We start from the raw sequence: 20037 nt of genomic DNA, 5'->3' as shown, positions 1-20037 counted from the left end.
CTCCGTTGACGAAATCCTGGGAAATACCTTCTGGGAGGAAACAGGTGTAATTCCTGTGCTGACCCGCAACTGTAATCCAAACCAAAGTTTGGTGAGCCAGATCTTCCCCGTAAAGTCTACCTCGTGGTTATGGAACTTTACACACTGATTTCAAATGTCCTCCATTTGGATACAGGGGCCCCGAAGGCATCGGGGCACCCGAAACAATCAAAAACTATATTTGTATTTTAGGTATCAATCCAAAAGAGCCTAACAGCAGTTTGTTTATTATTGAATCGGAGTTCCCCTAAATTCAAACTATTTAGGAGACTTCTATGAATCGAACACTTAAAACAACTACCCTTTCCTTGATTTTACTGGCACAAATCATCGCATGCCAAACAGAAAAACAAGTATCAGAATCAGATGCTAATAACAAATTATTACTTGGTCTTGCTGTTGGAAGTGCCCTCTCTACTTCTTTTTTATTGGATTATAACGGCCAATGGAACGCAGGTTTTTCCTACGATGCGAATGGGCAAGTGACTAAAGCATCCACCACTGGACGTCTCATCATCGCAACCAATCCAGATGGTTCAGGAAGTATCATTTCTGGATCTGACACAACTCCAACCTACGGTGTTGGTGGAGGAGATTTAACTTATAGAATTCTTTCTTTTGACAGATCTACTCGTAGACTTTATTACCAAAATACTCCAGGCAATAATAACTGGACCAAATCTTCTTTTGGAAGAATTGATTATACCCCGGTCACTACTTCTGGATGTGAACTTGGTGCCACAAAATGTTTTTATTTTTGCGAATTGATTTCAGGAAAAGCAACACTGGCAGAAGTGCAAGCAAGTACGGTAACAAGCAATCCAACTAATTATGCAACCAATGGTTGTGGTGGGTTTCCTTTCAGTAGAGCACTTTCAAGAACTGAAAACTCAACTTGGACTGGACTTTAAGAAATAGTTTCGTATATTGGGGGATGTGATGCAATTACTTACAAGATTAAAAAGATTATGTCATTTCATCCTGTTGGTCTTTGTATCTTTCGCCTACTGTAAAAAATCTTCTGCTTCGGCAGAAGAGAATTTTGCTGCGTTACTGCCATTACTCAATTTAGTTTCCAATGTAAACTTCTGTCCTAAGACTCCACTCCCCGCAGAGATTCATATTGCTACAACAGTTATTAGTGCAAACGCAAACGTTGCCGGTTTTTCGGACGCAAAAAAAGCAGTGAACGGAATCTGTGGTGCCGGCGAGTTAGTTGGTTCTCTCGATGTCTATGCCTTGGACATCACAGGGCCAGGAGCCACAATGGTTCTCAGTTGGGGTGGAAAAACTGTGAAGAATGTATCAGGTGATGACTTCATTGTTTATGATAATAGTTTTCGCATCTCCGACGAGACAAATACTTATGCAATGGATCCGTCCGTCATACAAGTTTCCATTGACGGTACTAATTTCTGCGGATTTAATCCTAGTTATACGGGTGCTAGTGTCAACTTAATGAATAGCTGGTTACGTTTTGGTGGACTCAGACCAGTCTATTTCAATATGACCACCAAACCATTTACAAACGAAGACTTATTTGCCAATACCGGTGGATCATTTTTGTTAGGTGGTGGTGACGGCTTCGATTTGAACAATTTAGATGATACAGATCCCAATGATATAGGCTGCGATTCCACACTTGCGAACCAAATCAAAGCGAGTGGATTCAAATTTTTAAAAATTACTTCGGCTGCCAACGTTGATAATCCGAATACCCCTGGCTCCAAGTTTCCATGGCCCCCAGGTAGTTATAATGGCAGCGATATCGATGGGGTGGTGGCTCGCGAATTACAATAACCATCCTTTAGTCATTATGTCAGATTTTTCCTCTTTCGAAGTTCTACTAAAAAAAACATAAAAAAAGAACCTGTATTTCAGTTGACCGATTCTTAAAAAAGAGTTCTTTTTTTAGAACCACACCTCGGCGCGTATCCACTTTGAGCGAAAACCTATACACACAAAAAATATCCATCCAAGATGAGATGCCAAGGTTATCCGCGCAGGCCAATCTTCTGAAACTCCTACTTGATCCTTTTTTGGATTCTATTTCCTTCGAAAAAGAATTAGGGGATGCGTTGGACGCAGGTGCCGGCCCTGGAGTGCTTACCAGTTTCTTAATGAAAAAGAATCCTAATCTCCATTGGTCTGCTTGTGACATTTCCGAAGAGATGGTGCAGTATTGCAAACTTGTACACCCAAAAGTAGACTGGAAGGTCTCTGATGTCCGTTCTCTCGATTACCCGGACAACCATTTTGATTTTATCTTCAATTCAATGGTTCTCATCCATATCAAAGAACCTGAAAGGGCCCTGAAAGAATTCTACCGGGTGTTAAAACCAGGGGGAAAGATTCTGATTCATTGTCCCAACGATAAATCCTTCACCGGCCCCAAAGTTCTTTTGGACATGGTGGCAAAACATGCTACGATTCATCCGGCGGATCGTTATGTGATGGAAAAGGTTCCTGAAATTATGGAACGATTGGGTTTTAAATTATCGGCAAGAACAGACTTTATTGCATCCAATGATGGCAATGATGATAAACCATTGGTGGACTACCCAAAAATTCATTTGGGAATGATGACAGGTTGGTCGATGATGTCCTTTATGGGTCATCCGGATGGAATGCAAGATTTGTATTCCCAACTTCAATCAGAGTATATGTCCAATCGTGTAAAATTCACGATCAAACTTGAAACGCATTTATACCAAAAATAGACGGAGGCAAAATTGAATCAAAAAACACCCATCATTATCGGGGAATACCACATCATTCCAGAAAATTTGCCTGCTGATGGCCAACTCCGATTGATCTTCCAACCAATCGATATGACTACGTATTGGAGGCGATGTGGGCTCACTGCAAACTTTGTTGCCGGATTTTACTCCTATTGTTACGAAGCTAGTGAAACCAAAGCCAACTCCCTCTCTACAATCATTAACGAACTTCTTGAAAATGCTTCTAAATTTTCGAAAGCGAGAGAAGGTAGAATTAACGTAGAATTGAAACAATACGGAAATCTTTTAAGAATTGATGTTTTAAATGTGGCGTCAAAAACCTTACGAGATAGTTTTGAGCTTTTTGTAAACAAACTCTTGTCGGAGAACGTGGAGGAGATGTATTTTTCTACACTCGAAACCAAAGAAGATAGTGATACCAAGTCTGGTCTGGGCCTACTCATGATGTTAAAGGACTACCCAGTTCGTTTTGGTTATAGTTTTCATGAAATCGATGCCGATACTCATGAAATCACGGTAAGAGCAATTATCAACGTAGAAGAGATATAATAGGCGAAGCTTCATGGAAATCAAAGACTTAGATTACAACATACAATACGACGAAGCCACTAAGACTGTCAAATTCACAGGTTCCATCCGATTGCAGAACTTACCCGCTTATGAACCCATAAAATTATTTTTAAGAGACGTTGCCAAACTTTGCCAAGGAACTTTGCTCACTATGGACTTCAGGGATTTACAATTTGTAAACAGTTCGGGGATCACTACCCTCTCTATGTTCATTATTGATTCACGGAAAAGTGCGGCATACCAAATCAAAATCCAAGGATCCCTCAATGTTTCTTGGCAGTCAAAATCACTTTCCAACTTCAAAAAACTTTGGGACCAAGTGGTTTTAGAAATTTCCTAAATCACAACTCAAAGGGCCTACCTACCCTACTTTCCGCCCATCTCGTACAACCTTCTAAATTCGAGCATGCGGCGGGACATTTCATTGAATCTTTGAGCTAAAATCACAAACAAATTTGTAAGCAGTTTGATCGCAAGAGTCGGACTTTGGATTTCCAATTTTTGAAATTCATTGGGAGTCAAAATTAATAACTTTGCGTGATCCCGAACAATGATATCCGCATTCCTGTTGGACTTGGATACAAAACCCAACTCTCCGAAAATCTCTCCTTGGTTTAAAATGGAAATGGTAGACCTAACTCCATCTTCACGATTGACAACCACTTCCACACTTCCATCCAATACACAAAAGAGGCCTTGGCTTTCTTGGTTTTGGTGAAATACAATATCATCATCTTCATAATCAATGAGATCCAACATGGATAATAACTTCTTTGATTCCTCTTCTGTGAATCCTCTGAGAAATGAGAGGAACTGGCTTGGAGGAAGCATCATATCATGAACAATATTTTGCCAAACTTCGTCACCATCCATTGAGAAGAGAGGACGGATGTCTTTGTACTCAGTAAATTTTGTCTCGAATAAATGAGCAAGTTCGGTTCCAGCAGGAAAACGTTTCGCCAAACGAAGAAAAGGTGAATGAATTTGTTTTAAATATTCGTTATCATCCAGTAAAAAAACCATAGGAATCACAATTCCATATTCGGGATGGTGGATGTTCTTTTTGTACATCCTGTAACCGACTTGGTTGTACAAACGAACTAGATGAGGATTGGTATCAATAAAATCTATAACGATTCCATGTTCCCGTGCGTGCTCATAAATCTTCATACAAAGCATACTGGCAGCGGCCGTATGTCGATATTCACGTTTGACCATGAGTTTTGTGGACATAGAAACTTGGTCTGGATAAAAAGGCCGGAAGAGTTCCATCTCATATAATTCTTCACATTCTAAATTTCCGTCTTTACGGAAGTTGATGCGAACTGTTCCAATACATTCACCTTCTTCTGTTTCTGCGAGAAAGAGGTGTCCCGTTTCATCAAAGGGTTCTTTGATCATTTTTGTATTGTGATCAGCATATTCCTGAACTCTGTTCATTTCTTGAACATAAATGTCGTATCGGAGATGATAAATTTTATTGCGATCCTCCTCAGTTGTAGCCAAATGTACTTTGATCTGACTCATCCTAGTCTTCCCCCTAAAAAAATGAAAAATCATTTGCAATTTATGCAAAATGTATGACGTTATAAGCTAATTTTCCGCATTCTCTTGAACGAAATATAAAGAAAGAAACCTTTACTCTATGCCGCAATCTCCCGCCAACGAAAATCGATTCGTCCTCTCGGACTATTACAAGAAACAACTAAAAGAGATTGCCTACCAAGGGGAATTCCGCGCAGAAACCTTCGCCACTAAGTTCCGATTTTTCTTCCTCGGGTTTTTAGTTATCTTTGCCACATTGGGTCTCCTTTCCGGTCGGCCCCCCATCGAATTCTACTATCAGATTTCTGCTATTTTAGTTCTTCTCTGTTATAACTTCATTGTCCTTTACTCTTTAAAGAAATCGGGTAAGTACCTCAACATCTTTAAATTCCTATCTTCCTTTTTAGAAATTACCCTACTGACATTTGTTACAGGGTATACGGCATACTCCCAAAAAAACCCAAGCCTTGTCTATGCAGCTCCGATGATTTATGTTTTCTTCATTCTCATCGCATTGGCATCTATACGTAATAATACTAAGACCATCATTTTTGCTGTCATTGTTCTCATTGTAGAGTATGCATCACTCACCATCTACTTTTACCCAGAGATGACTGATTTGAATACTAAACTCATAGAGTTATCCCAGTATCTCAAACCAGAATTTTTAGAAGAGAACAGTACTTTCTTCCTTGTTAGTGCCGTCCCGATGGGAATTTTTCTCATCCTCTTGTACATGATAGTCACAGGTGGCCTCATTCTTTATGCTATTCTCAATACATCTCGTACAACACAAGAACAGGCTGACTTAATTTTTAATACAGAAAAACAAGCTATCCTAGAAGAGAACTTACGACTGGGTATGGAATTAGACGTAGCAAGACAAATTCAAGCTATGGTACCTCCACGTAATGAAGAATTAAAAGAAATCCAAGAACTAGAAATTTCTGCTCGGATGGACGCAGCGAATGAAGTGGGTGGTGACTATTACGATGTGGTCCACCACGAAGATGGTACTGTTTACATTGGAATTGGTGATGTAACAGATCATGGTCTAGCTTCGGGTGTTGTGATGCTTATGACTCAGTCAGCATTTATCACGACTTTGCGTTCTAAAGTAATTTCCTTACGGGAATCGCTTCGTTCCATTAACTCCATTTTATTTTCCAATATCCATGTTCGAATGAATGACATTCGAAATCTTACCCTGTCTTTATTTTCCTATAAAAATGGAGTGTTTACTACTGCTGGGCAACACGAAACCATTTTGGTTTATCGAAATACTCTGAAGAAAACAGAAACTATCGACACTGTCGACAATGGAATGTTAGTTGGTCTAACAGAATCTATTGATGAGTTTATTCATGAAAAACCGATTCCTCTTCAACCAAAAGACATCATCTTATTATACACTGATGGAGCAACGGAAGCGGAAAATCCAAAAAGGGAACAATTCGGCGCTCACCGACTGATTGAATCTTTAGAAAGGCATATCGAACTTGATACTACCGATGCAATTTTGGATGCAATTTTTAAAGACATCTATGTCTTTATTGATGGAATGGATGTTTATGATGACATTACCATCATGATCATGCGCAAGAGAGGATAGAATTCATAAAATGGATAATGAATCAATTTTGGAGGAAGAACGCGCCAAGTATGCTGAATTAGAAGTCCTTTACCAAAACATCATTGATCACTCGACAGAAATTGAAAACGAACTTCTAGAAAATAATAAAAAGATCCAAACGATTTTAGATCGTATGCGTCGTTATCTTTCCCCACAACTTTATGAAATGATCACTGGGGCCGAAGTAGAAACCTCCATTTCACACCAAAGACGTAAACTTACTATTTTCTTTTCTGACATTGTGGGATTTACAACCATCACCGATTCCATAGAACCAGAAATTCTTTCTGATTGTTTGAATAAGTATTTAGATGTGATGTCTAGTATTGCCATCAAATATGGTGGTACCATAGATAAATTCATCGGGGATGCCATTATGATTTTTTTTGGTGCACCCTCATTTGATACAGATAAGGTTCATGCATTAAACTGCGTAAAAATGGCCATCGAAATGAGGGATAGTTTACCTTCGTTAGCTGAATATTGGAAAAAATCTGGTATTAACCACAACCTAACCTGTCGTATAGGGATTAATACCGGCTATGTGACCGTTGGAAATTTCGGAACCAACGAAAGAATGGACTACACTATCATTGGAGGACCTGTAAATGTGGCATCTAGACTAGAAAATGCTTCTGATGCTGGGGAAATCCTTATCTCCAATGCAACCAAATCACTGATAGACGAGTTCATTGATACAAAACCAAAGGGGGAAATTGTTGTCAAAGGGGTCCACACTCCCATTGAGACCTTTCAAGTCATTGGTTTAAAAAACGATCAAGATAAAAAAGAAAACCCATTCCTAAAATTTGATACTGATGGTTTCCTTCTCAAACCATTACATTTTGATAAACTGAGCACAAACCCCGAAGAACGCCGATTAATGCAATACGCATTAGAAAAAGCGCTTGCGGCTTTGAAATAACTCATCTACATTCGTTAGTTGAACTACGACTATGCGAAAGTACGGCAATTTCCAATCCGCAAATAACATCAACCAAGAACCCGATTCCAAAATCCAAATCCATTTAAAACCCTTGGATTTAATGCGTTATTGGCGCCGTATTGGAATCATGTCCGATTTTATTGGATATTTTTACGGATTCTCTTTTTTACCCAATGTTCCAACAGAATCAATGGATATGAAAAATTCAGACATTGTGAATTCCATCTCCACAGTGTTTAACGAGTTATTGGAAAATGCGGCGAAATATTCTTATGATAAAAAAGCAGATATTGAAATCTCTTTAATCCATAGAGGCAAAACATTCGAAATGTTAGTTCGTAATAAAACAAACGAATCGAATGTAACTGCTTACGAAGCTAGTTTGAAAGAAATTTTCTCGGCAAAAGACTTGGAACGTTTGTACATCGAAAAATTAGAAACCAACGAAAACGACCCGCACCATTCTGGTATTGGCCTTATCATGGTTCTGAAAGATTATCCTGTCGAAATGGAAGTCTCTTTTGAATCAGAAGGTGAAGACACCATTATCACGAGCAGAGTCATTTATTTTACAAACGGGTTCCCTCGATCATAATTTCTAAAATTTGATCTACCTCATTTCGAAATGTTTCTTCTTCCTCTTTGGATTTGATTTGTTTCCATTTCCGTTCGTTTAACACAGCAAAGCCGTGAACCCCACTCCAGAAACTCATCATGAGCATATCTGTGGGAACGGAATTTTTCAATTTCACTGATTTTTGGCCATACTCCACTATCTTATACATTCCTAAATAGGCTAACTTTCCACACTCTCTCAACTCATCAGAAATGGGATCTCCTGAAACATAGATCTCGCCACCAAACATGAGTTCTGTCCTTCTGGGGTTCTTTAGCAGTAGAAAAATATATTCCACACCTGCCTTTTTAATTTTTTCCAAAGGATCCTCCGAGTGTGTCCAGGCTCTTTCCATACCCGCAGTCAATTCCCGAAATCCTTCGGTAACAAGGGCCTGAAGGAGATCCATTTTTTTGGGAAAATGGCGGTAGGGGGCGGTATGGCTCACACCCAAATCGGTGGCAATGTCTCGAAGACTGAGGGAAGAGACACCTTTTGCTTCTAATACCTTTCTGGAATGATCCAAAACCTCTTCCCTAAGGTTTCCATGGTGGTAGGTGCTAAGCTTTGATGAGGTCGTAGCATTTGGTTTTGGGAGTGTTTGTTTTTTTTTAGCAGGTTTCATAATAAAAAATGTTTACAATGTATACTTTCTATGTTGACAGAGTATACATCTATATTTACACTGTCTACATTATGAGATTTGATGACTACAGAAAACAACCACTTTTTTGGAATGGGATCGCCATGGCATTACTCACAGTTGCCATCCTTCCCCTCTTATTTCTAGATACAAGAACCCTTTTGGGAGTCAATGTCTGGATCAAACCCTTAAAATTTTCCCTCTCCATGGGATTCTATTCTCTAACCACGATTTGGGTTTTGGTTCGATTTTTAAAAGACTGGAAATACCAAAGACAAATCCAAGTGGCCTTAACCATTACCTCTCTCATTGAAATTGTCCTTATCACCTTACAAGCATCTCGCGGAGAGATGAGTCATTTCAATGTGACAACCACTTGGAATCAAATTGTATATTCAGTTATGGGCACTAGTATTTCCATATTTTGGGTGTTCCACCTTTGGATTGTGTACCGAATTTTTAGAAAAGAGTCCATTCCTCCATCTGTAAGAGAAAGTTTAGTATGGGGGCTTACCATTGCCGGATTTGGTATGATTATTGGTTTTTTTATGACATCCCCTCGTTCAGAACAATTAGAGGCAATGAAATTGGGAATCTTTCAAACTAGCGGTTCGCATCAATTTGGTAGCGGAGATTCTGGAAGTGGATTATTTTTCTTTGGTTGGAGTACGAAAATCGGAGATATGAGAGTTCCCCATTTTTTTGGAATGCATGTAATGCAAATCTTTGTATTATTTGCAGCTTACTTAATGAATCAAAGGGATTCCCTTACCAACCAAAAACTAATTCGTATTACAGGAATTTTATTTTTACTAATGAACATAGTTATGGTAACCCAAACTTTAAACGGAGAATCTGTTTTTAATCTGAATCCAATTTATACTAGTATTTATGGAATTTTCCTACTTCTTATTTTCGTTTGTTTTTTCAGATTAATCTCACAACCTAAAAAATTTCATACACAGGTAACAATATGAACCCTTCTTTAATCTTTAAAATTGCCAACGGTATCACATTATTATCATGGTTGGTATTGATTCTATCACCAAACCAACTAAAGGTGATTCGTAATCTTAGAGTTTTTGTCTCAGGTCTTGTTCTCGGTGGAGTCTATGCGTTCGCTATTATCATTGGGAATGGGCAGGCCGAAGGGGATTTTTCCAGTTTGGAGTCGGTACGGTCACTATTTGCCAATGATTACTTTTTACTGGCAGGATGGATCCATTACCTTGCCTTTGATTTGTTTTTGGGAACTTGGGAAGTAGAGGACGGAATCAAAGAAGGAATCAACAGGTGGATTCTAGTTCCGGTTTTGGCCCTTACGTTTTATTTCGGGCCGGCGGGGTGGCTCTTATATTTAATTTTAAGATTTGTTACAAGAAACGTAACGAAAAAAGCAACGACCTAACCTCCGTACACATCTAGAAGGGAAAGAACTCGTTGGCAGCGGTTCTTTTTCTCTTCGTCACCTTCCAATTCGGCAATTTCCAGATTTTCGAAGGCAAGATCCCTACCAGTTTTTTCATCTAAAGTTTTGGCATTGGATTTAGCACCAGATTCTAACAATAAAGCAAGCACAGCTGAGTTTCCAAACTTACAAGCTTCGTGTAGTGCCGTTATACCTGTGTTATCTGCTGTATGAATGTCGATGCCAGCCTGAATCAACCTCTTCGCCATACTGGGTTCTCCAAAAACAGAACACCAATGTAAAGGTGTCATTCCATTCACTGATTGAAGATTGACTTTGGCACCCTTTCGAATTAGCTCATCCATAAGCGAAGTTTTTTCTTGTAAACGTAGTGTACTATCCTGACAAAGTTTAAAGATCGCAGTTTCGCCATTTGCATCCAATTGATTGGGATCTGCACCTCGCTCCAAAAGCCGCATACAAGATTTGTACTTTGCGCGAACAAAACATTCTTGTAAAAGTGAAAACCCCAAAGGATTTCGAATTGGATCATTAATTATATAATCAAGAGATCCCACCGTGCGAACAAAGGAATCCAGAAGATATACATCATCGGAATCCAACCAGTCCAAAGTTTTATCCTCATTTTTAGATTCTAAACTAGAACCTAAATTAGTTTCATAACTTTCTGGAAATTTATGTTTGAGAAGCGGGATAAACAATGGTTCCGATTCCGAATGACAGACTACATCGTGGAATAGTTGCCAATGTTTTTGGTTAGGAACCACTTGGTTAGAAAGAAGAAAAATCAATGTTTCATTGAGTTTTTTTTGAGTAAGTTGGAATAGAACCTGCACATTTCCTTCTTTAAAATGAACTTCAGAAATGGTAGTTTGGTTTTCCGGCCAATGGTACATGATAAGAGTTAATAGCTCATCTTTGGTTTGGCCGTTTAGAAGAGAGAAATCTTCCTGTAATGCTAAAATATTTCCAGACAATGCGTGAATCTTTGCAGACAATTCATTTGGAATAAACTCGGGAAGTTTTTTATCCGAATCTCCGTGTTCATCAAATTGGATTTTATAGATATGAGTGGCAGAAAAACTTCCGTGTAATAAGGTGTTCCACTGATCTGCAATGGCTAAATACAATTTTCCTGCCACCGAACGTTCATCTAACAAATCAATTGTGATCGATAGTCTAACTGGGGAAACATTTACATTTTGATTGATGATAATTTTTAGTGTTGGAGAAAGAGATTCTGTTGAGATATCAAAGAGGAAATTTTTTAATCGACTGAGTTCCGGTAGCCCTGAAATAGAAATTCGTAAATCGTTTTCATTGCCCTCTTCGTCTTTCAAGAAAACAAGTTCTTCATTCGACCAATCAGACACAAAATCCGTTGTATACCTTCCAAAGATTTGACCTTGAAGTTTGTGTTCAGGAATTTGATCTTTAAAATTTAAATCAAATAACACAAGTGAGTCGGATGGTGACGACGCAATCTCTGTGCGGTAATCAAATTGATTCCAAGAATAACATTTTTTGCAGCGATACTTCCCCTTTTTTCCTTCCAATTTGGAAGTTGAAATGGAGTGACCACTAAAACAATTAGAGCAGGATAAAATCGTTTTCATATTTCGCTTGTTCCGATATATAAAACAGGAGAGTTTTGACGGATCAATCTAAAATTAAAATCTTCTAACCATTCAGGTAGGATTTCATGAAACAAAACCAATATTTGGTCATCGGAGGATCAGGAGAAGCAGGCCAAAGTGCTATTACCTGCCTAAAAGAGAAGGATTCAACTGCCTATATCATAACATCAACTACAACAAACGAACCTGTGTCGAATGCGGACCTTACACTTTTCAATAAAACAGCAGAACCTGGGCTTTCCGAAAAGATTCTAGCTGATCTAAAAATTCACAATATTTCTCCTAATTTTAAAGCCATCATTTACACTCCAGCGCTTGGGGAAGTAGGATTCCCAATTGCTGAAAGCACTCCCGCGCAAATCAAAGACACACTAGCAATTTGTTTGAATCCCATTCTGGAATTGGAACAAACATTGAAACCAGAACTTATGGTTGCCTATTCAGCATTTTATTGGCTCAGTCATACTCTGTCTTTCTACGGGTCCATGGGAGTTGCTAAGTACAAAGCAGATCTTTGGGCCTTGGAGGATCCCAAAAAAAGAAAGATAATCAGGGCCGGTACTTTTTTCTCTAAGAGTGTTAGGGGAATCTCTATTATCCTCCAACGTACGATGAAAAAGACAAACAACCCCGATCTACTAACATTAAAAAGGCGATATGAAGACTCCGGTCAAAAGTTTATGGATTTTTTCCTATCTTATGCCTGGGAACATGAAAAAGATGCCTTCCAATCCCAATTTGAAATACCTTACCGGCCCACAGAACGTAAAGACTTAAGTCGAGGTTTAGGATTAGTTTTAGAATCAAGTGCGCCCATAGTCACGGTTCTCGGAGACTGGTCCTTTGAGGAGACAGAACTTCCCCAAGTCCCCGATTGGTTTAGACAATTCTAGTTGTTCTATTTTCTGCGATAAAATAAAGTAGACCGATAGGTATACGGAGGCTCAAGTATGCGTCGACTTATGTTTCGTAAAAAGGGAATTTTAGAATGGGAAGAAGTGAAACCACTTGCAGTCACAGGCGAAAACCAAGTAATCATCGAACCCATCTCCATTGCACGTTGTGATTTAGATCTACCCATTCTTCGAGGAGAAACTTTATTTCGAGCGCCTTTTCCCGTAGGACACGAGTTTGTTGGTAGAATCAAATCTGTTTCAGAGGATTTGGCAAATGTATATTCTGTAGGCATGACAGTGGCCGCTCCCTTTCAAATTTCCTGTGGATCTTGTCCTGCTTGTCTTAGCCATCATACAAATTCCTGCGAGTCAGTTCCCTATACGTCAGGTTATGGAATGCCACCGGGGGCTCATTCTTTTGGTGGAGCCATAGCCGACGAAATCAAAATACCTTTCGCCAAACAAATGCTATTTGAAGTGGATAAAAAAATAGATCCCGTGGGTATTGCAAGCCTAAGCGACAATATTGCCGAAGTTTGGAAACTAGCAGGAAGATTTTTAGATAAAAAAAAGGATCCGAAAGTTCTCGTTGTAGGTGGCCATGCGGGTAGTATTGGACTCTATACAGCCTTGTTTCTCCACCAAACAAAAAAAGCCGAAGTATTGTATGTTGATACTGATACAACAAAAATCCAATTAGCGGAATCTTTAGGAATCCCAGTGGAATTTTTCGTAAACTTTCCCAAACCAACAAAAAAATACGATTTAGTTTGTGATGCATCTGCAAATAAACAAGGCTGGGATTTTGCGGTTCGTTCACTTGGTAGAAATGCGATTTTTAGTTCTGCCTCTATTTTTTGGACCAACCAATGGGAAATTCCGTATCTGGAAATGTACAACCAAGGAGTGGAAATCCATTTAGGTCGCGTGGAGTCTAAAGAATCCATGGAAGCACTTTATCCATACATTCTATCGGGAACGTTTACGCCGGAAAAAATTGTGACAAAAACAGCTAACTTTAATGAGGCGAAAGAAGCCTGGTTGGAAGAGTCAATCAAGTTGGTGATCACAAAATGAAATCCAGGAAATTCCGGTCCAAAATTTTGACCGATCCATTGGATGGATACCGCTTTTTTCTGATTGGGATGCTTCTTACAATCCTTTCCCTATGTTTCCAAAACTTATATGCAGATTCCATACAAGAGCGATTTCCACCACCGAATGGATTCCAAAGAATCAATTTTCCCCAAGATAGTTTTGCGGCATATTTACAAAACTTCCCATTAAAACCAAAAGGAAGTTCGGTTTCTCTCTATGATGGGAGGATAAAAACCAACCAAGTTCATGTTGCCGTTTTGGACTTCCCCCTCTTACGAGAAGATTTAATCCAGTGTGCCGACGCTGTGATGAAACTAAGAGCTGAGTATTTCTATTCTCGCAAACAATATGACCAAATCCATTTCAAAATTAGCAACGGAATGGAGGTTGCGTTTTCTCGATTTGCCCAAGGGAAACGGGTCCAAGTCAATGGAAACAAATCCCAATGGAAAAAAGGAAAATTCAAACAAGGAACAGGACGGGATGTCTTGGAAGAGTACTTACGATTTATTTATATCTATGCAGGAACCATTTCTCTAAAATCAGAACTAAAGAAAAAATCCATCCAAAACTTAATTCCTGGTGACGTATGGATCGAAGCAGGTTCGCCAGGACACGTGGTTATGGTGGTAGACCAAGTAACAGGGAAAAATGGACAAACTTTATTTCTTTTGGCACAAAGTTATATGCCTTCTCAAGAAATGCATATTCTGAAGTCTGAGAGTCCATACTCTCCATGGTTTGAACTACCCAAAAGCCAATCTTTCCAAACTCCAGAATGGGAATTTCCAACTAAAGAAATTTATGGATTTATAAAATGAAGTATTAGTTACTATGTTTACTGATGTCTAATATCTTGGTTTTTATCAATGAATCAGATTAAAAACATTGCCGTATATTGCGGATCTTCACCAGGGTTTGACCCTTTTTTTATGAACGCAGCATTTGAGTTAGGTGAATATTTGGGTTCCCAACAAATTGGTTTGGTGTACGGGGGAGCAAGTGTAGGCCTTATGGGAGCTGTTGCCAACGGCTGTTTGTCAAAAAATGGATCAGTTACAGGGGTTTTGCCGAATTTTTTAAAAAACAAAGAAATCGAACATTCAGGTCTTGGCAAACTCATCCTCGTGGAGAGTATGCATGAGAGAAAACTAAAAATGTTCGATTTGTCTGACGCCTTTATTGTTTTGCCTGGTGGGTTTGGAACCATGGAAGAATTTTTCGAAGTCGTCACATGGTCTCAGTTAGGTTTACACCACAAACCCATCATCATCCTCAATTGGCGTGGATTTTATAATCCCCTCCTAACACTAATGCAAAATATGATGGATTCGGGTTTTTTGAAAAAAGAAAATGCCTCCCTCGTACAAATTCTAGAAACCTCTCAGGATCTACTACAAACCATTCAAAACTATTCACCGTCTAAAACAGAGAAATGGTTGTCGGAAGAAAATGTATAAAGTTCTATTACTGAAATGAAATCTTCTATGCGAAATCGGTTATATATCCTTTCACTTTTCCTTGTGGTTGGATTTATTTTTGCAAACTTTGGGGTTATGAAAGCAGACCCAAAACATGGTGAACATGACCAGAGACAAGGAAATCATGAAACGCGTCTCACACCACTACGTCAACTCTCTCCCGAAGCCAACCGTATTCTGAATGCTCCACCACCTAAACATCAGGTCACCACTTTTGAAAGTTATGTTACAGACAAAACTGCCTATCCCTATATTCAAACTACTTTAAATTTTGTAGAAGGCCATCTTTCCTATAAGGCTTTTTTATCTAGTGGTCAAGAAATCTCATACTCCACTCGGGGGGAACATATATGGCATTCACAATGTTATGGCGACCTTTGCGTTTTGGTCACACAAAAAAATTTGTTAGGTGTTAGTAACTCCAGTATTGAGTGGGAAAAAGGCCATCATTTTGGCGAGGAACGTTACCGAGTTGCGATGGGTCATAGAGCAGCCTTAGTTGCTAGTGACAGAAAATTATATCTGTTTAATAGTTATACCAACCATTGGGAAACCATCAGTTTAGAACAAGAAACCATTCGATCTTTTGCCAACTTATACGACAAAGTTGCTATTACAACCACCCGCCGAATTTTAGTGATTGATCTTCCATCGGAAGCCCAGTTCGAACAGAACTTACTCCTTCGAGGAATCCACCAATTTGAGATGAGAGATGGTTTTATCAATTTTTATGCAGGAGATAAACTTTGGATGTTTCGCCACCAAACAGAAAACTTCGAAGAGGTTGATTTGACGGATTGAAGATGGGAATGGAGGAGATAAGTAAGTCAAAATGAATCCATATCAATTGTTACTCAAAAAATTTGTCATCATCTTACTTTTCACCTTACACGCTTGCGCCTTAACTCTCATTTCTCCAGGACTCAATTCTCACTATAGATTAGACAACATAACAAATATAAAATTTGAAGAGGCCGCCTTTTATGGCTCCAAACACTATAATCATTCTGCTTTTTATATAGAATCAGCAAACCTAAAACTCATTGCCAATGATATCAACAATTCCACATTCAATAAAGAGGAAAAGTTGGAGATTAAACCGTTTGATCCAAACAAAATCCATATTATGTATGAGTATTGTTATGATAAGGAAAAAGAAATTAACATTACAGAAGATATCAAAAATCATCACTTTCAATTAAACGACATTTCATACGAATCTAGAACTTCCTATTTTTATCCTTACTCCTATTACAAAAGAGGGAGTATAATTTCCAAAAAATATCCTTTCTATATGAATGATGATTATCCTTATAACAAAGTAATCCTAAAAACAGGAACCGACTTTCTGATGTGTATTCGAACCATTTTGGTTTTTAAGAAAGACGATCAAAAAAACGATAAAAACGAATTTGAAATCTTAACTCCCAGAAATTCTCATATTTCTTACAGTTATGAATATAACAATCAGTTCGTATTTTATAAAAACGAAGGAATGGATTTTTCTGCGAAGTGATCAAATGCAACCATAGATCGCAAGATTAGATCCCTATTTCTGATGACACCCAACACAACTGAATGGACTGTTAATCATCCGCTTTTGGAATTTGATGATAATCGCCACCAGGAAGTGTTTTCCAAAAAAAATCATTCGCCGTTTTGGCTAACTCGGATTCGGTGGTATTCTGTTTTTTACTGGGAGCCGTGGATATGGCAAAGAAGGCACAAGAGAAGTGAAGTATCGCACTTACCAGAACAAGATACACAATGACTTTTTTCATAGGCTTCATTAATACTGAATTTGATAATTTTGAAAGAATTTATTTACTAATCGATAACTTTTAAAATATTGATTGTTCCTTCCTCTGATTTTATCAGAAACGATGGAATCATATTCTGGGAGGAAGATTCCTGAATTCGTATTTTGATACCATTTTGGTCTGCTATTGTATCATCATTTTCCTTTTTAAATCCTAAGGTAACAAATTGATCCGAAATCGATTTTTGATTCAAAACTTGCAAAACAAATGAATCAATTTCCCATGGAGATGTTTTTGAAAGTTCATCAAATTTTTTGGGCAAATAGTCATTTTTATATTCTATATAAAAAATTTGGAGATGATTGATGAAATGATTTAAGATTAGAATTTCAGAAATCACTACTTCTTCCTTTTTTGCATTTAAAACTTTTTGTTCGATTACTTCAGATGAATCAAAATTGAAATTTTTTAAAGCCAGTTTAGTATCTTGTATATCGAGATCAGATCTAAGTGCAAATCCAACAAAATGATTGGTCGAGGCAATCGTAGTTACTTCTTCTGGATTTTTTTGGTACCAAAGTAATTCAAGGATTCCATTTTGGAATACAAACATCCCACTTTGAAAAGATCCATAATTTGTAAGTGGAGTCAGCGGTACTAGCTTTAAATGATTTAATAGAAACCGGTAAGTTTCTTCCAGTTTATCTGAATAAAGAAGAAAATGGTCAAATTTGGAAATCATCAATGTTCTTTGTTTCTTATATCCGCTAGAAAACGACTACCCGATTAAAGATTCCATGCGATTACTTTGACTCCCGGCGAATAATGGCATAAAGCTGGATGCTGAAAATCTACAATGTGATCCAATTGATTGTATTGAATCTCCAAACCTCCAATGTCGATACCATATAACTCCCAAGGTTTGTGATGAACTTCCAAAGGGATTGGATCATCACTTTTACCTTGATACAAACAATATCTTTCCGTTAGCCATAAATCAAATTTTGATGGATTGGATTTATACTTTGCAATCTTGAATTCAATCTCTATTTTAGCGCGTTTCCCAAGCAAAGAATAAGAATTTGATGATCTTTTGATTTGGGAATGTTTGTAGGGCAATCCAGAAAGAAGATTTGCGAGCAAAGTGGGAATCAGTTTTTCTGCTTCAATGCTTAAGAAGTATACGCCTGGTTTATTGTTACTTTTTACATAAGTTCGTAAGTTCACTTCATAAAAATTAGAAAGGTATTGGATTGGGAATGTATGCCTAGTATGGATTTCATTCATAGAGAAGGCAACAACAGAAATCCAATAAGACCCATCAAAGGAATCCAGTTCTAAAGAACTTGGAACTAAACCTCTTAAGATTTTTTCTTCGATTTGATAATGTAGAAAAATAACACCATTCCACTCTTGGTACCAAAACCATTTTTGGTTTGGTATTTTCCAAGGCCTATGTTCGGTGTAAGTTAAGATGTCTTCTATTTCTTTTTTCATTTTGTATCATTGCAAATTAAAATAAATCATGTTTGTCTAATTGAATCAAAACTACATTTTGAGTGACTCCGAAAATTCCATGAAAGACAAGGAAAGGGGCATAAGGATAATATACAAAAGCGGGGACAAAGGCAGTCCTAATACTTAAGTAAAGTCCAAAAAATGTTCCTGCGGGATTCAGTAGTTCTTCCTTCGGAATCGAAAATTCAAAATTTTTGTTTTTTTCTGTTAAATCAAGGATAGGGCAAAAATTAGCTGTTGCTTTAGAATAAAGGATCGAATTGCCTCTCAAATATCTTAAATAACAATTAAGGTCTTTCAATTCGTTTTTTCCATAATTTTCATTTGTACCGAAATAAATCGTATGATACCCACTGATACTTTTGTAATAAGGGGTTGTTTGGGAAGGCAATAAAGTAATTGAGCCAACAAAATTACCTTCAGGAATTGCAAGGATGATAGAATCTCCTTCGATCGTTTGGTTATAAAAATACTCTGCTTCATACTTATAGTTTTCGGCTTCAAACGATTTTAGGTTTTGAAGAGAAACAATCACCTTTGTTTTTAGATCCTTGAAGTTGTTGAGTTTAATGGTAATCGTTTTTTGATTACTCACCGAATCTTCCTTAGAAACTTTTTTTAGTTCGATATTTGCTGTATTAGCGCATTTGAATAAAAACAGTAGGATTAAAAAAAAATGGATCAATGGAATCATTTTTAACTTAGAATTCGGTTTTCCCATCTAACTCCAAGTTACCTCATCCCCAATCCTAACTAAAGCACAAAACGGGAAATCCATACGTCTAACAACCAATGTTTCCAGAAAGACCAGTTTGGATTTGGCAGGGTAACCAAGAGTTCGTACTTTTAAAACTAATCTTACTTCTCCTTTTCTTTTATCTTTCGTTTCGCATCTCCGCCTACATCACCCAAAGGATAGAACTTGTCCGATTGCATAGCAAACGTTTGGATCGTTTGGCATTCCGTGCCGGTTGTAACCAGGAGGAACGCAAACTTTTACAGTCGTTTTACCGCCAACTGGACAGGCGCCATCGTGTAGTCCTTGCTCACAACCATGCCAAAGAATACCTCCGCCAACACCTGCTCACTTATGTGTCTTCTCTGGACAGGACAGACTTTCCGGCCTTCCTTTCGCTCATCTCGAAATTTTTAGGAACTGCAGGCGACCCAAGACCTCTTTTCCACCTTCGAGAATTTGCCATCGTGCAAATGGGACCCAAAACCTATTTCGCTCAAGTGGTAGATCCTGGGGCCGGGGAAGTTCGATTGAAGTTGGGACTTGATAAAGCCAGTTTCCCTTCCGTGGACAGCGTTCGGGTCACTGTCTTTCGCAATCCGAAGGGACCACAAACCATTCGAGGTGGGGTGAGAATGGCCTCCCCCTCCTCATTTTATTTCCTTCCCGAGCTTACGAACCCCAAAGATTGAAAAATTGACCAAATTGGATTCGCGCTTGAAATATTATTTCCAATAAAATTAATGTGA

At 38.2% G+C, this 20037-nt stretch carries 24 protein-coding genes; 17 read left to right on the top strand and 7 right to left on the bottom strand.

Going from position 1 to position 20037, the window contains the following annotated elements; all coding sequences use genetic code 11:
- The first annotated feature begins 314 nt into the window (after positions 1–314).
- The 5 genes from LEP1GSC195_RS16325 (at position 315) to LEP1GSC195_RS16305 (ending at position 3690) form a co-directional block, all read left to right on the top strand.
- Positions 315–950 (top strand): hypothetical protein, encoded by a 636-nt coding sequence (locus LEP1GSC195_RS16325; protein WP_015682804.1) that lies wholly within the window; start codon positions 315–317, stop codon positions 948–950.
- Between the two features lie 28 nt (positions 951–978).
- Positions 979–1839, top strand: coding sequence for an LIC_13355 family lipoprotein (locus LEP1GSC195_RS16320; protein WP_040506872.1), 861 nt, complete (start codon positions 979–981; stop codon positions 1837–1839).
- Between the two features lie 140 nt (positions 1840–1979).
- Entirely contained in the window at positions 1980–2759 is a 780-nt protein-coding gene (locus LEP1GSC195_RS16315) for a class I SAM-dependent methyltransferase (protein ID WP_015680792.1), read from the top strand.
- Between the two features lie 12 nt (positions 2760–2771).
- Complete coding sequence (locus LEP1GSC195_RS16310) at positions 2772–3329, top strand: slr1658 superfamily regulator (RefSeq protein ID WP_015681533.1); 558 nt, start codon at positions 2772–2774, stop codon at positions 3327–3329.
- 13 nt (positions 3330–3342) lie between these two features.
- Positions 3343–3690 (top strand): slr1659 superfamily regulator, encoded by a 348-nt coding sequence (locus LEP1GSC195_RS16305; RefSeq protein ID WP_015681804.1) that lies wholly within the window; start codon positions 3343–3345, stop codon positions 3688–3690.
- Positions 3691–3716: 26 nt separating this feature from the next.
- On the opposite strand, the gene LEP1GSC195_RS16300 is transcribed toward LEP1GSC195_RS16305, so the two are convergent.
- Positions 3717–4877: a GNAT family N-acetyltransferase gene (locus LEP1GSC195_RS16300; protein WP_040506870.1), complete on the bottom strand. Its 1161-nt coding sequence runs from the start codon at positions 4875–4877 to the stop codon at positions 3717–3719.
- 118 nt (positions 4878–4995) lie between these two features.
- Between LEP1GSC195_RS16300 and LEP1GSC195_RS16295 the strand changes: the two genes are divergently transcribed.
- Genes LEP1GSC195_RS16295 through LEP1GSC195_RS16285 form a run of 3 tightly spaced genes read left to right on the top strand, consistent with a single transcriptional unit; the run spans position 4996 to position 8069 of the window.
- Complete coding sequence (locus tag LEP1GSC195_RS16295; protein ID WP_015681925.1) at positions 4996–6507, top strand: PP2C family protein-serine/threonine phosphatase; 1512 nt, start codon at positions 4996–4998, stop codon at positions 6505–6507.
- Positions 6508–6517: 10 nt separating this feature from the next.
- Positions 6518–7453: an adenylate/guanylate cyclase domain-containing protein gene (locus tag LEP1GSC195_RS16290; protein ID WP_015680795.1), complete on the top strand. Its 936-nt coding sequence runs from the start codon at positions 6518–6520 to the stop codon at positions 7451–7453.
- A 31-nt stretch (positions 7454–7484) separates the two neighbouring features.
- Entirely contained in the window at positions 7485–8069 is a 585-nt protein-coding gene (locus LEP1GSC195_RS16285) for a DUF6272 family protein (protein ID WP_015681388.1), read from the top strand.
- Here LEP1GSC195_RS16285 and LEP1GSC195_RS16280 read toward each other — a convergent pair.
- Positions 8044–8715: a TetR/AcrR family transcriptional regulator gene (locus tag LEP1GSC195_RS16280; protein WP_015681433.1), complete on the bottom strand. Its 672-nt coding sequence runs from the start codon at positions 8713–8715 to the stop codon at positions 8044–8046. The two genes, LEP1GSC195_RS16285 and LEP1GSC195_RS16280, sit on opposite strands and share 26 nt — an antisense overlap.
- Positions 8716–8786: 71 nt before the next feature.
- On the opposite strand from LEP1GSC195_RS16280, the gene LEP1GSC195_RS16275 reads away from it, so the two are divergent.
- Together LEP1GSC195_RS16275 and LEP1GSC195_RS16270 are read left to right on the top strand one after the other, a co-directional pair.
- A complete protein-coding gene (locus tag LEP1GSC195_RS16275; RefSeq protein WP_015682772.1) occupies positions 8787–9710 on the top strand; it encodes a hypothetical protein in 924 nt (307 codons plus the stop codon).
- The gene (locus LEP1GSC195_RS16270) at positions 9707–10141 is read left to right on the top strand and encodes an ABA4-like family protein (RefSeq protein WP_015681427.1); all 435 of its coding nucleotides are present in this window, start codon (positions 9707–9709) and stop codon (positions 10139–10141) included. The genes LEP1GSC195_RS16275 and LEP1GSC195_RS16270 overlap by 4 nt, the downstream gene beginning before the upstream one ends.
- On the opposite strand, the gene LEP1GSC195_RS16265 is transcribed toward LEP1GSC195_RS16270, so the two are convergent.
- Positions 10138–11778, bottom strand: a complete 1641-nt coding sequence (locus tag LEP1GSC195_RS16265) for an ankyrin repeat domain-containing protein (protein WP_015680832.1) — start codon at positions 11776–11778, stop codon at positions 10138–10140. The genes LEP1GSC195_RS16270 and LEP1GSC195_RS16265 overlap by 4 nt on opposite strands.
- A gap of 86 nt (positions 11779–11864) precedes the next feature.
- Between LEP1GSC195_RS16265 and LEP1GSC195_RS16260 the strand changes: the two genes are divergently transcribed.
- From LEP1GSC195_RS16260 to LEP1GSC195_RS16235, 6 genes are read left to right on the top strand one after another with little or no spacing between them, the layout of a single operon-like run.
- Complete coding sequence (locus LEP1GSC195_RS16260; RefSeq protein WP_015681891.1) at positions 11865–12692, top strand: hypothetical protein; 828 nt, start codon at positions 11865–11867, stop codon at positions 12690–12692.
- A 57-nt stretch (positions 12693–12749) separates the two neighbouring features.
- Positions 12750–13772 carry a zinc-dependent alcohol dehydrogenase gene (locus tag LEP1GSC195_RS16255; protein WP_015682392.1) on the top strand — a complete coding sequence of 341 codons (1023 nt, stop codon included), beginning with the start codon at positions 12750–12752 and terminating at the stop codon, positions 13770–13772.
- A complete protein-coding gene (locus LEP1GSC195_RS16250; RefSeq protein ID WP_015681569.1) occupies positions 13769–14614 on the top strand; it encodes a DUF4846 domain-containing protein in 846 nt (281 codons plus the stop codon). Before LEP1GSC195_RS16255 ends, LEP1GSC195_RS16250 begins: the two co-directional genes overlap by 4 nt.
- A 48-nt stretch (positions 14615–14662) precedes the next feature.
- Entirely contained in the window at positions 14663–15253 is a 591-nt protein-coding gene (locus tag LEP1GSC195_RS16245) for an LOG family protein (protein ID WP_015681106.1), read from the top strand.
- 27 nt (positions 15254–15280) lie between these two features.
- Complete coding sequence (locus LEP1GSC195_RS16240; RefSeq protein WP_015682424.1) at positions 15281–16075, top strand: hypothetical protein; 795 nt, start codon at positions 15281–15283, stop codon at positions 16073–16075.
- 31 nt (positions 16076–16106) lie between these two features.
- Positions 16107–16790 (top strand): hypothetical protein, encoded by a 684-nt coding sequence (locus LEP1GSC195_RS16235; protein ID WP_015680763.1) that lies wholly within the window; start codon positions 16107–16109, stop codon positions 16788–16790.
- Positions 16791–16860: 70 nt separating this feature from the next.
- Here LEP1GSC195_RS16235 and LEP1GSC195_RS16230 read toward each other — a convergent pair whose 3' ends face one another.
- From LEP1GSC195_RS16230 to LEP1GSC195_RS16215, 4 genes are read right to left on the bottom strand one after another with little or no spacing between them, the layout of a single operon-like run.
- Entirely contained in the window at positions 16861–17055 is a 195-nt protein-coding gene (locus tag LEP1GSC195_RS16230; RefSeq protein ID WP_040506868.1) for a hypothetical protein, read from the bottom strand.
- 46 nt (positions 17056–17101) lie between these two features.
- On the bottom strand, positions 17102–17776 hold the full coding sequence (locus LEP1GSC195_RS16225) for a hypothetical protein (RefSeq protein WP_015681096.1): 675 nt from the start codon (positions 17774–17776) through the stop codon (positions 17102–17104).
- A gap of 44 nt (positions 17777–17820) precedes the next feature.
- The gene (locus tag LEP1GSC195_RS16220; RefSeq protein ID WP_015682205.1) at positions 17821–18531 is read right to left on the bottom strand and encodes a YqjF family protein; all 711 of its coding nucleotides are present in this window, start codon (positions 18529–18531) and stop codon (positions 17821–17823) included.
- Between the two features lie 16 nt (positions 18532–18547).
- Positions 18548–19273, bottom strand: coding sequence for a hypothetical protein (locus LEP1GSC195_RS16215; RefSeq protein ID WP_015682725.1), 726 nt, complete (start codon positions 19271–19273; stop codon positions 18548–18550).
- A 71-nt stretch (positions 19274–19344) separates the two neighbouring features.
- Here LEP1GSC195_RS16215 and LEP1GSC195_RS16210 point away from each other — a divergent pair, with 71 nt between their 5' ends.
- Complete coding sequence (locus LEP1GSC195_RS16210) at positions 19345–19980, top strand: hypothetical protein (protein WP_015680799.1); 636 nt, start codon at positions 19345–19347, stop codon at positions 19978–19980.
- Positions 19981–20037: the final 57 nt, after the last annotated feature.

Origin of the sequence: Leptospira wolbachii serovar Codice str. CDC, assembly GCF_000332515.2 — a bacterium.
Taxonomy (GTDB): Bacteria; Spirochaetota; Leptospiria; order Leptospirales; family Leptospiraceae; genus Leptospira_A; species Leptospira_A wolbachii.
Note: the sequence above shows the minus strand (reverse complement) of the source record. Positions and strands in the feature narration are given on the sequence as shown.

Bases quoted from the DNA above. Each gene is read 5' to 3' on its own strand.
- LEP1GSC195_RS16325 (WP_015682804.1), top strand. From the start codon at position 315: ATGAATCGAACACTTAAAACAACTACCCTTTCCTTGATTTTACTGGCA.
- LEP1GSC195_RS16320 (WP_040506872.1), top strand. From the start codon at position 979: ATGCAATTACTTACAAGATTAAAAAGATTATGTCATTTCATCCTGTTG.
- LEP1GSC195_RS16305 (WP_015681804.1), top strand. From the start codon at position 3,343: ATGGAAATCAAAGACTTAGATTACAACATACAATACGACGAAGCCACT.
- LEP1GSC195_RS16300 (WP_040506870.1), bottom strand. From the start codon at position 4,877: ATGAGTCAGATCAAAGTACATTTGGCTACAACTGAGGAGGATCGCAAT.
- LEP1GSC195_RS16295 (WP_015681925.1), top strand. From the start codon at position 4,996: ATGCCGCAATCTCCCGCCAACGAAAATCGATTCGTCCTCTCGGACTAT.
- LEP1GSC195_RS16290 (WP_015680795.1), top strand. From the start codon at position 6,518: ATGGATAATGAATCAATTTTGGAGGAAGAACGCGCCAAGTATGCTGAA.
- LEP1GSC195_RS16285 (WP_015681388.1), top strand. From the start codon at position 7,485: ATGCGAAAGTACGGCAATTTCCAATCCGCAAATAACATCAACCAAGAA.
- LEP1GSC195_RS16280 (WP_015681433.1), bottom strand. From the start codon at position 8,715: ATGAAACCTGCTAAAAAAAAACAAACACTCCCAAAACCAAATGCTACG.
- LEP1GSC195_RS16275 (WP_015682772.1), top strand. From the start codon at position 8,787: ATGAGATTTGATGACTACAGAAAACAACCACTTTTTTGGAATGGGATC.
- LEP1GSC195_RS16270 (WP_015681427.1), top strand. From the start codon at position 9,707: ATGAACCCTTCTTTAATCTTTAAAATTGCCAACGGTATCACATTATTA.
- LEP1GSC195_RS16265 (WP_015680832.1), bottom strand. From the start codon at position 11,778: ATGAAAACGATTTTATCCTGCTCTAATTGTTTTAGTGGTCACTCCATT.
- LEP1GSC195_RS16260 (WP_015681891.1), top strand. From the start codon at position 11,865: ATGAAACAAAACCAATATTTGGTCATCGGAGGATCAGGAGAAGCAGGC.
- LEP1GSC195_RS16255 (WP_015682392.1), top strand. From the start codon at position 12,750: ATGCGTCGACTTATGTTTCGTAAAAAGGGAATTTTAGAATGGGAAGAA.
- LEP1GSC195_RS16250 (WP_015681569.1), top strand. From the start codon at position 13,769: ATGAAATCCAGGAAATTCCGGTCCAAAATTTTGACCGATCCATTGGAT.
- LEP1GSC195_RS16245 (WP_015681106.1), top strand. From the start codon at position 14,663: ATGAATCAGATTAAAAACATTGCCGTATATTGCGGATCTTCACCAGGG.
- LEP1GSC195_RS16240 (WP_015682424.1), top strand. From the start codon at position 15,281: ATGCGAAATCGGTTATATATCCTTTCACTTTTCCTTGTGGTTGGATTT.
- LEP1GSC195_RS16235 (WP_015680763.1), top strand. From the start codon at position 16,107: ATGAATCCATATCAATTGTTACTCAAAAAATTTGTCATCATCTTACTT.
- LEP1GSC195_RS16230 (WP_040506868.1), bottom strand. From the start codon at position 17,055: ATGAAAAAAGTCATTGTGTATCTTGTTCTGGTAAGTGCGATACTTCAC.
- LEP1GSC195_RS16225 (WP_015681096.1), bottom strand. From the start codon at position 17,776: ATGATTTCCAAATTTGACCATTTTCTTCTTTATTCAGATAAACTGGAA.
- LEP1GSC195_RS16220 (WP_015682205.1), bottom strand. From the start codon at position 18,531: ATGAAAAAAGAAATAGAAGACATCTTAACTTACACCGAACATAGGCCT.
- LEP1GSC195_RS16215 (WP_015682725.1), bottom strand. From the start codon at position 19,273: ATGGGAAAACCGAATTCTAAGTTAAAAATGATTCCATTGATCCATTTT.
- LEP1GSC195_RS16210 (WP_015680799.1), top strand. From the start codon at position 19,345: ATGTTTCCAGAAAGACCAGTTTGGATTTGGCAGGGTAACCAAGAGTTC.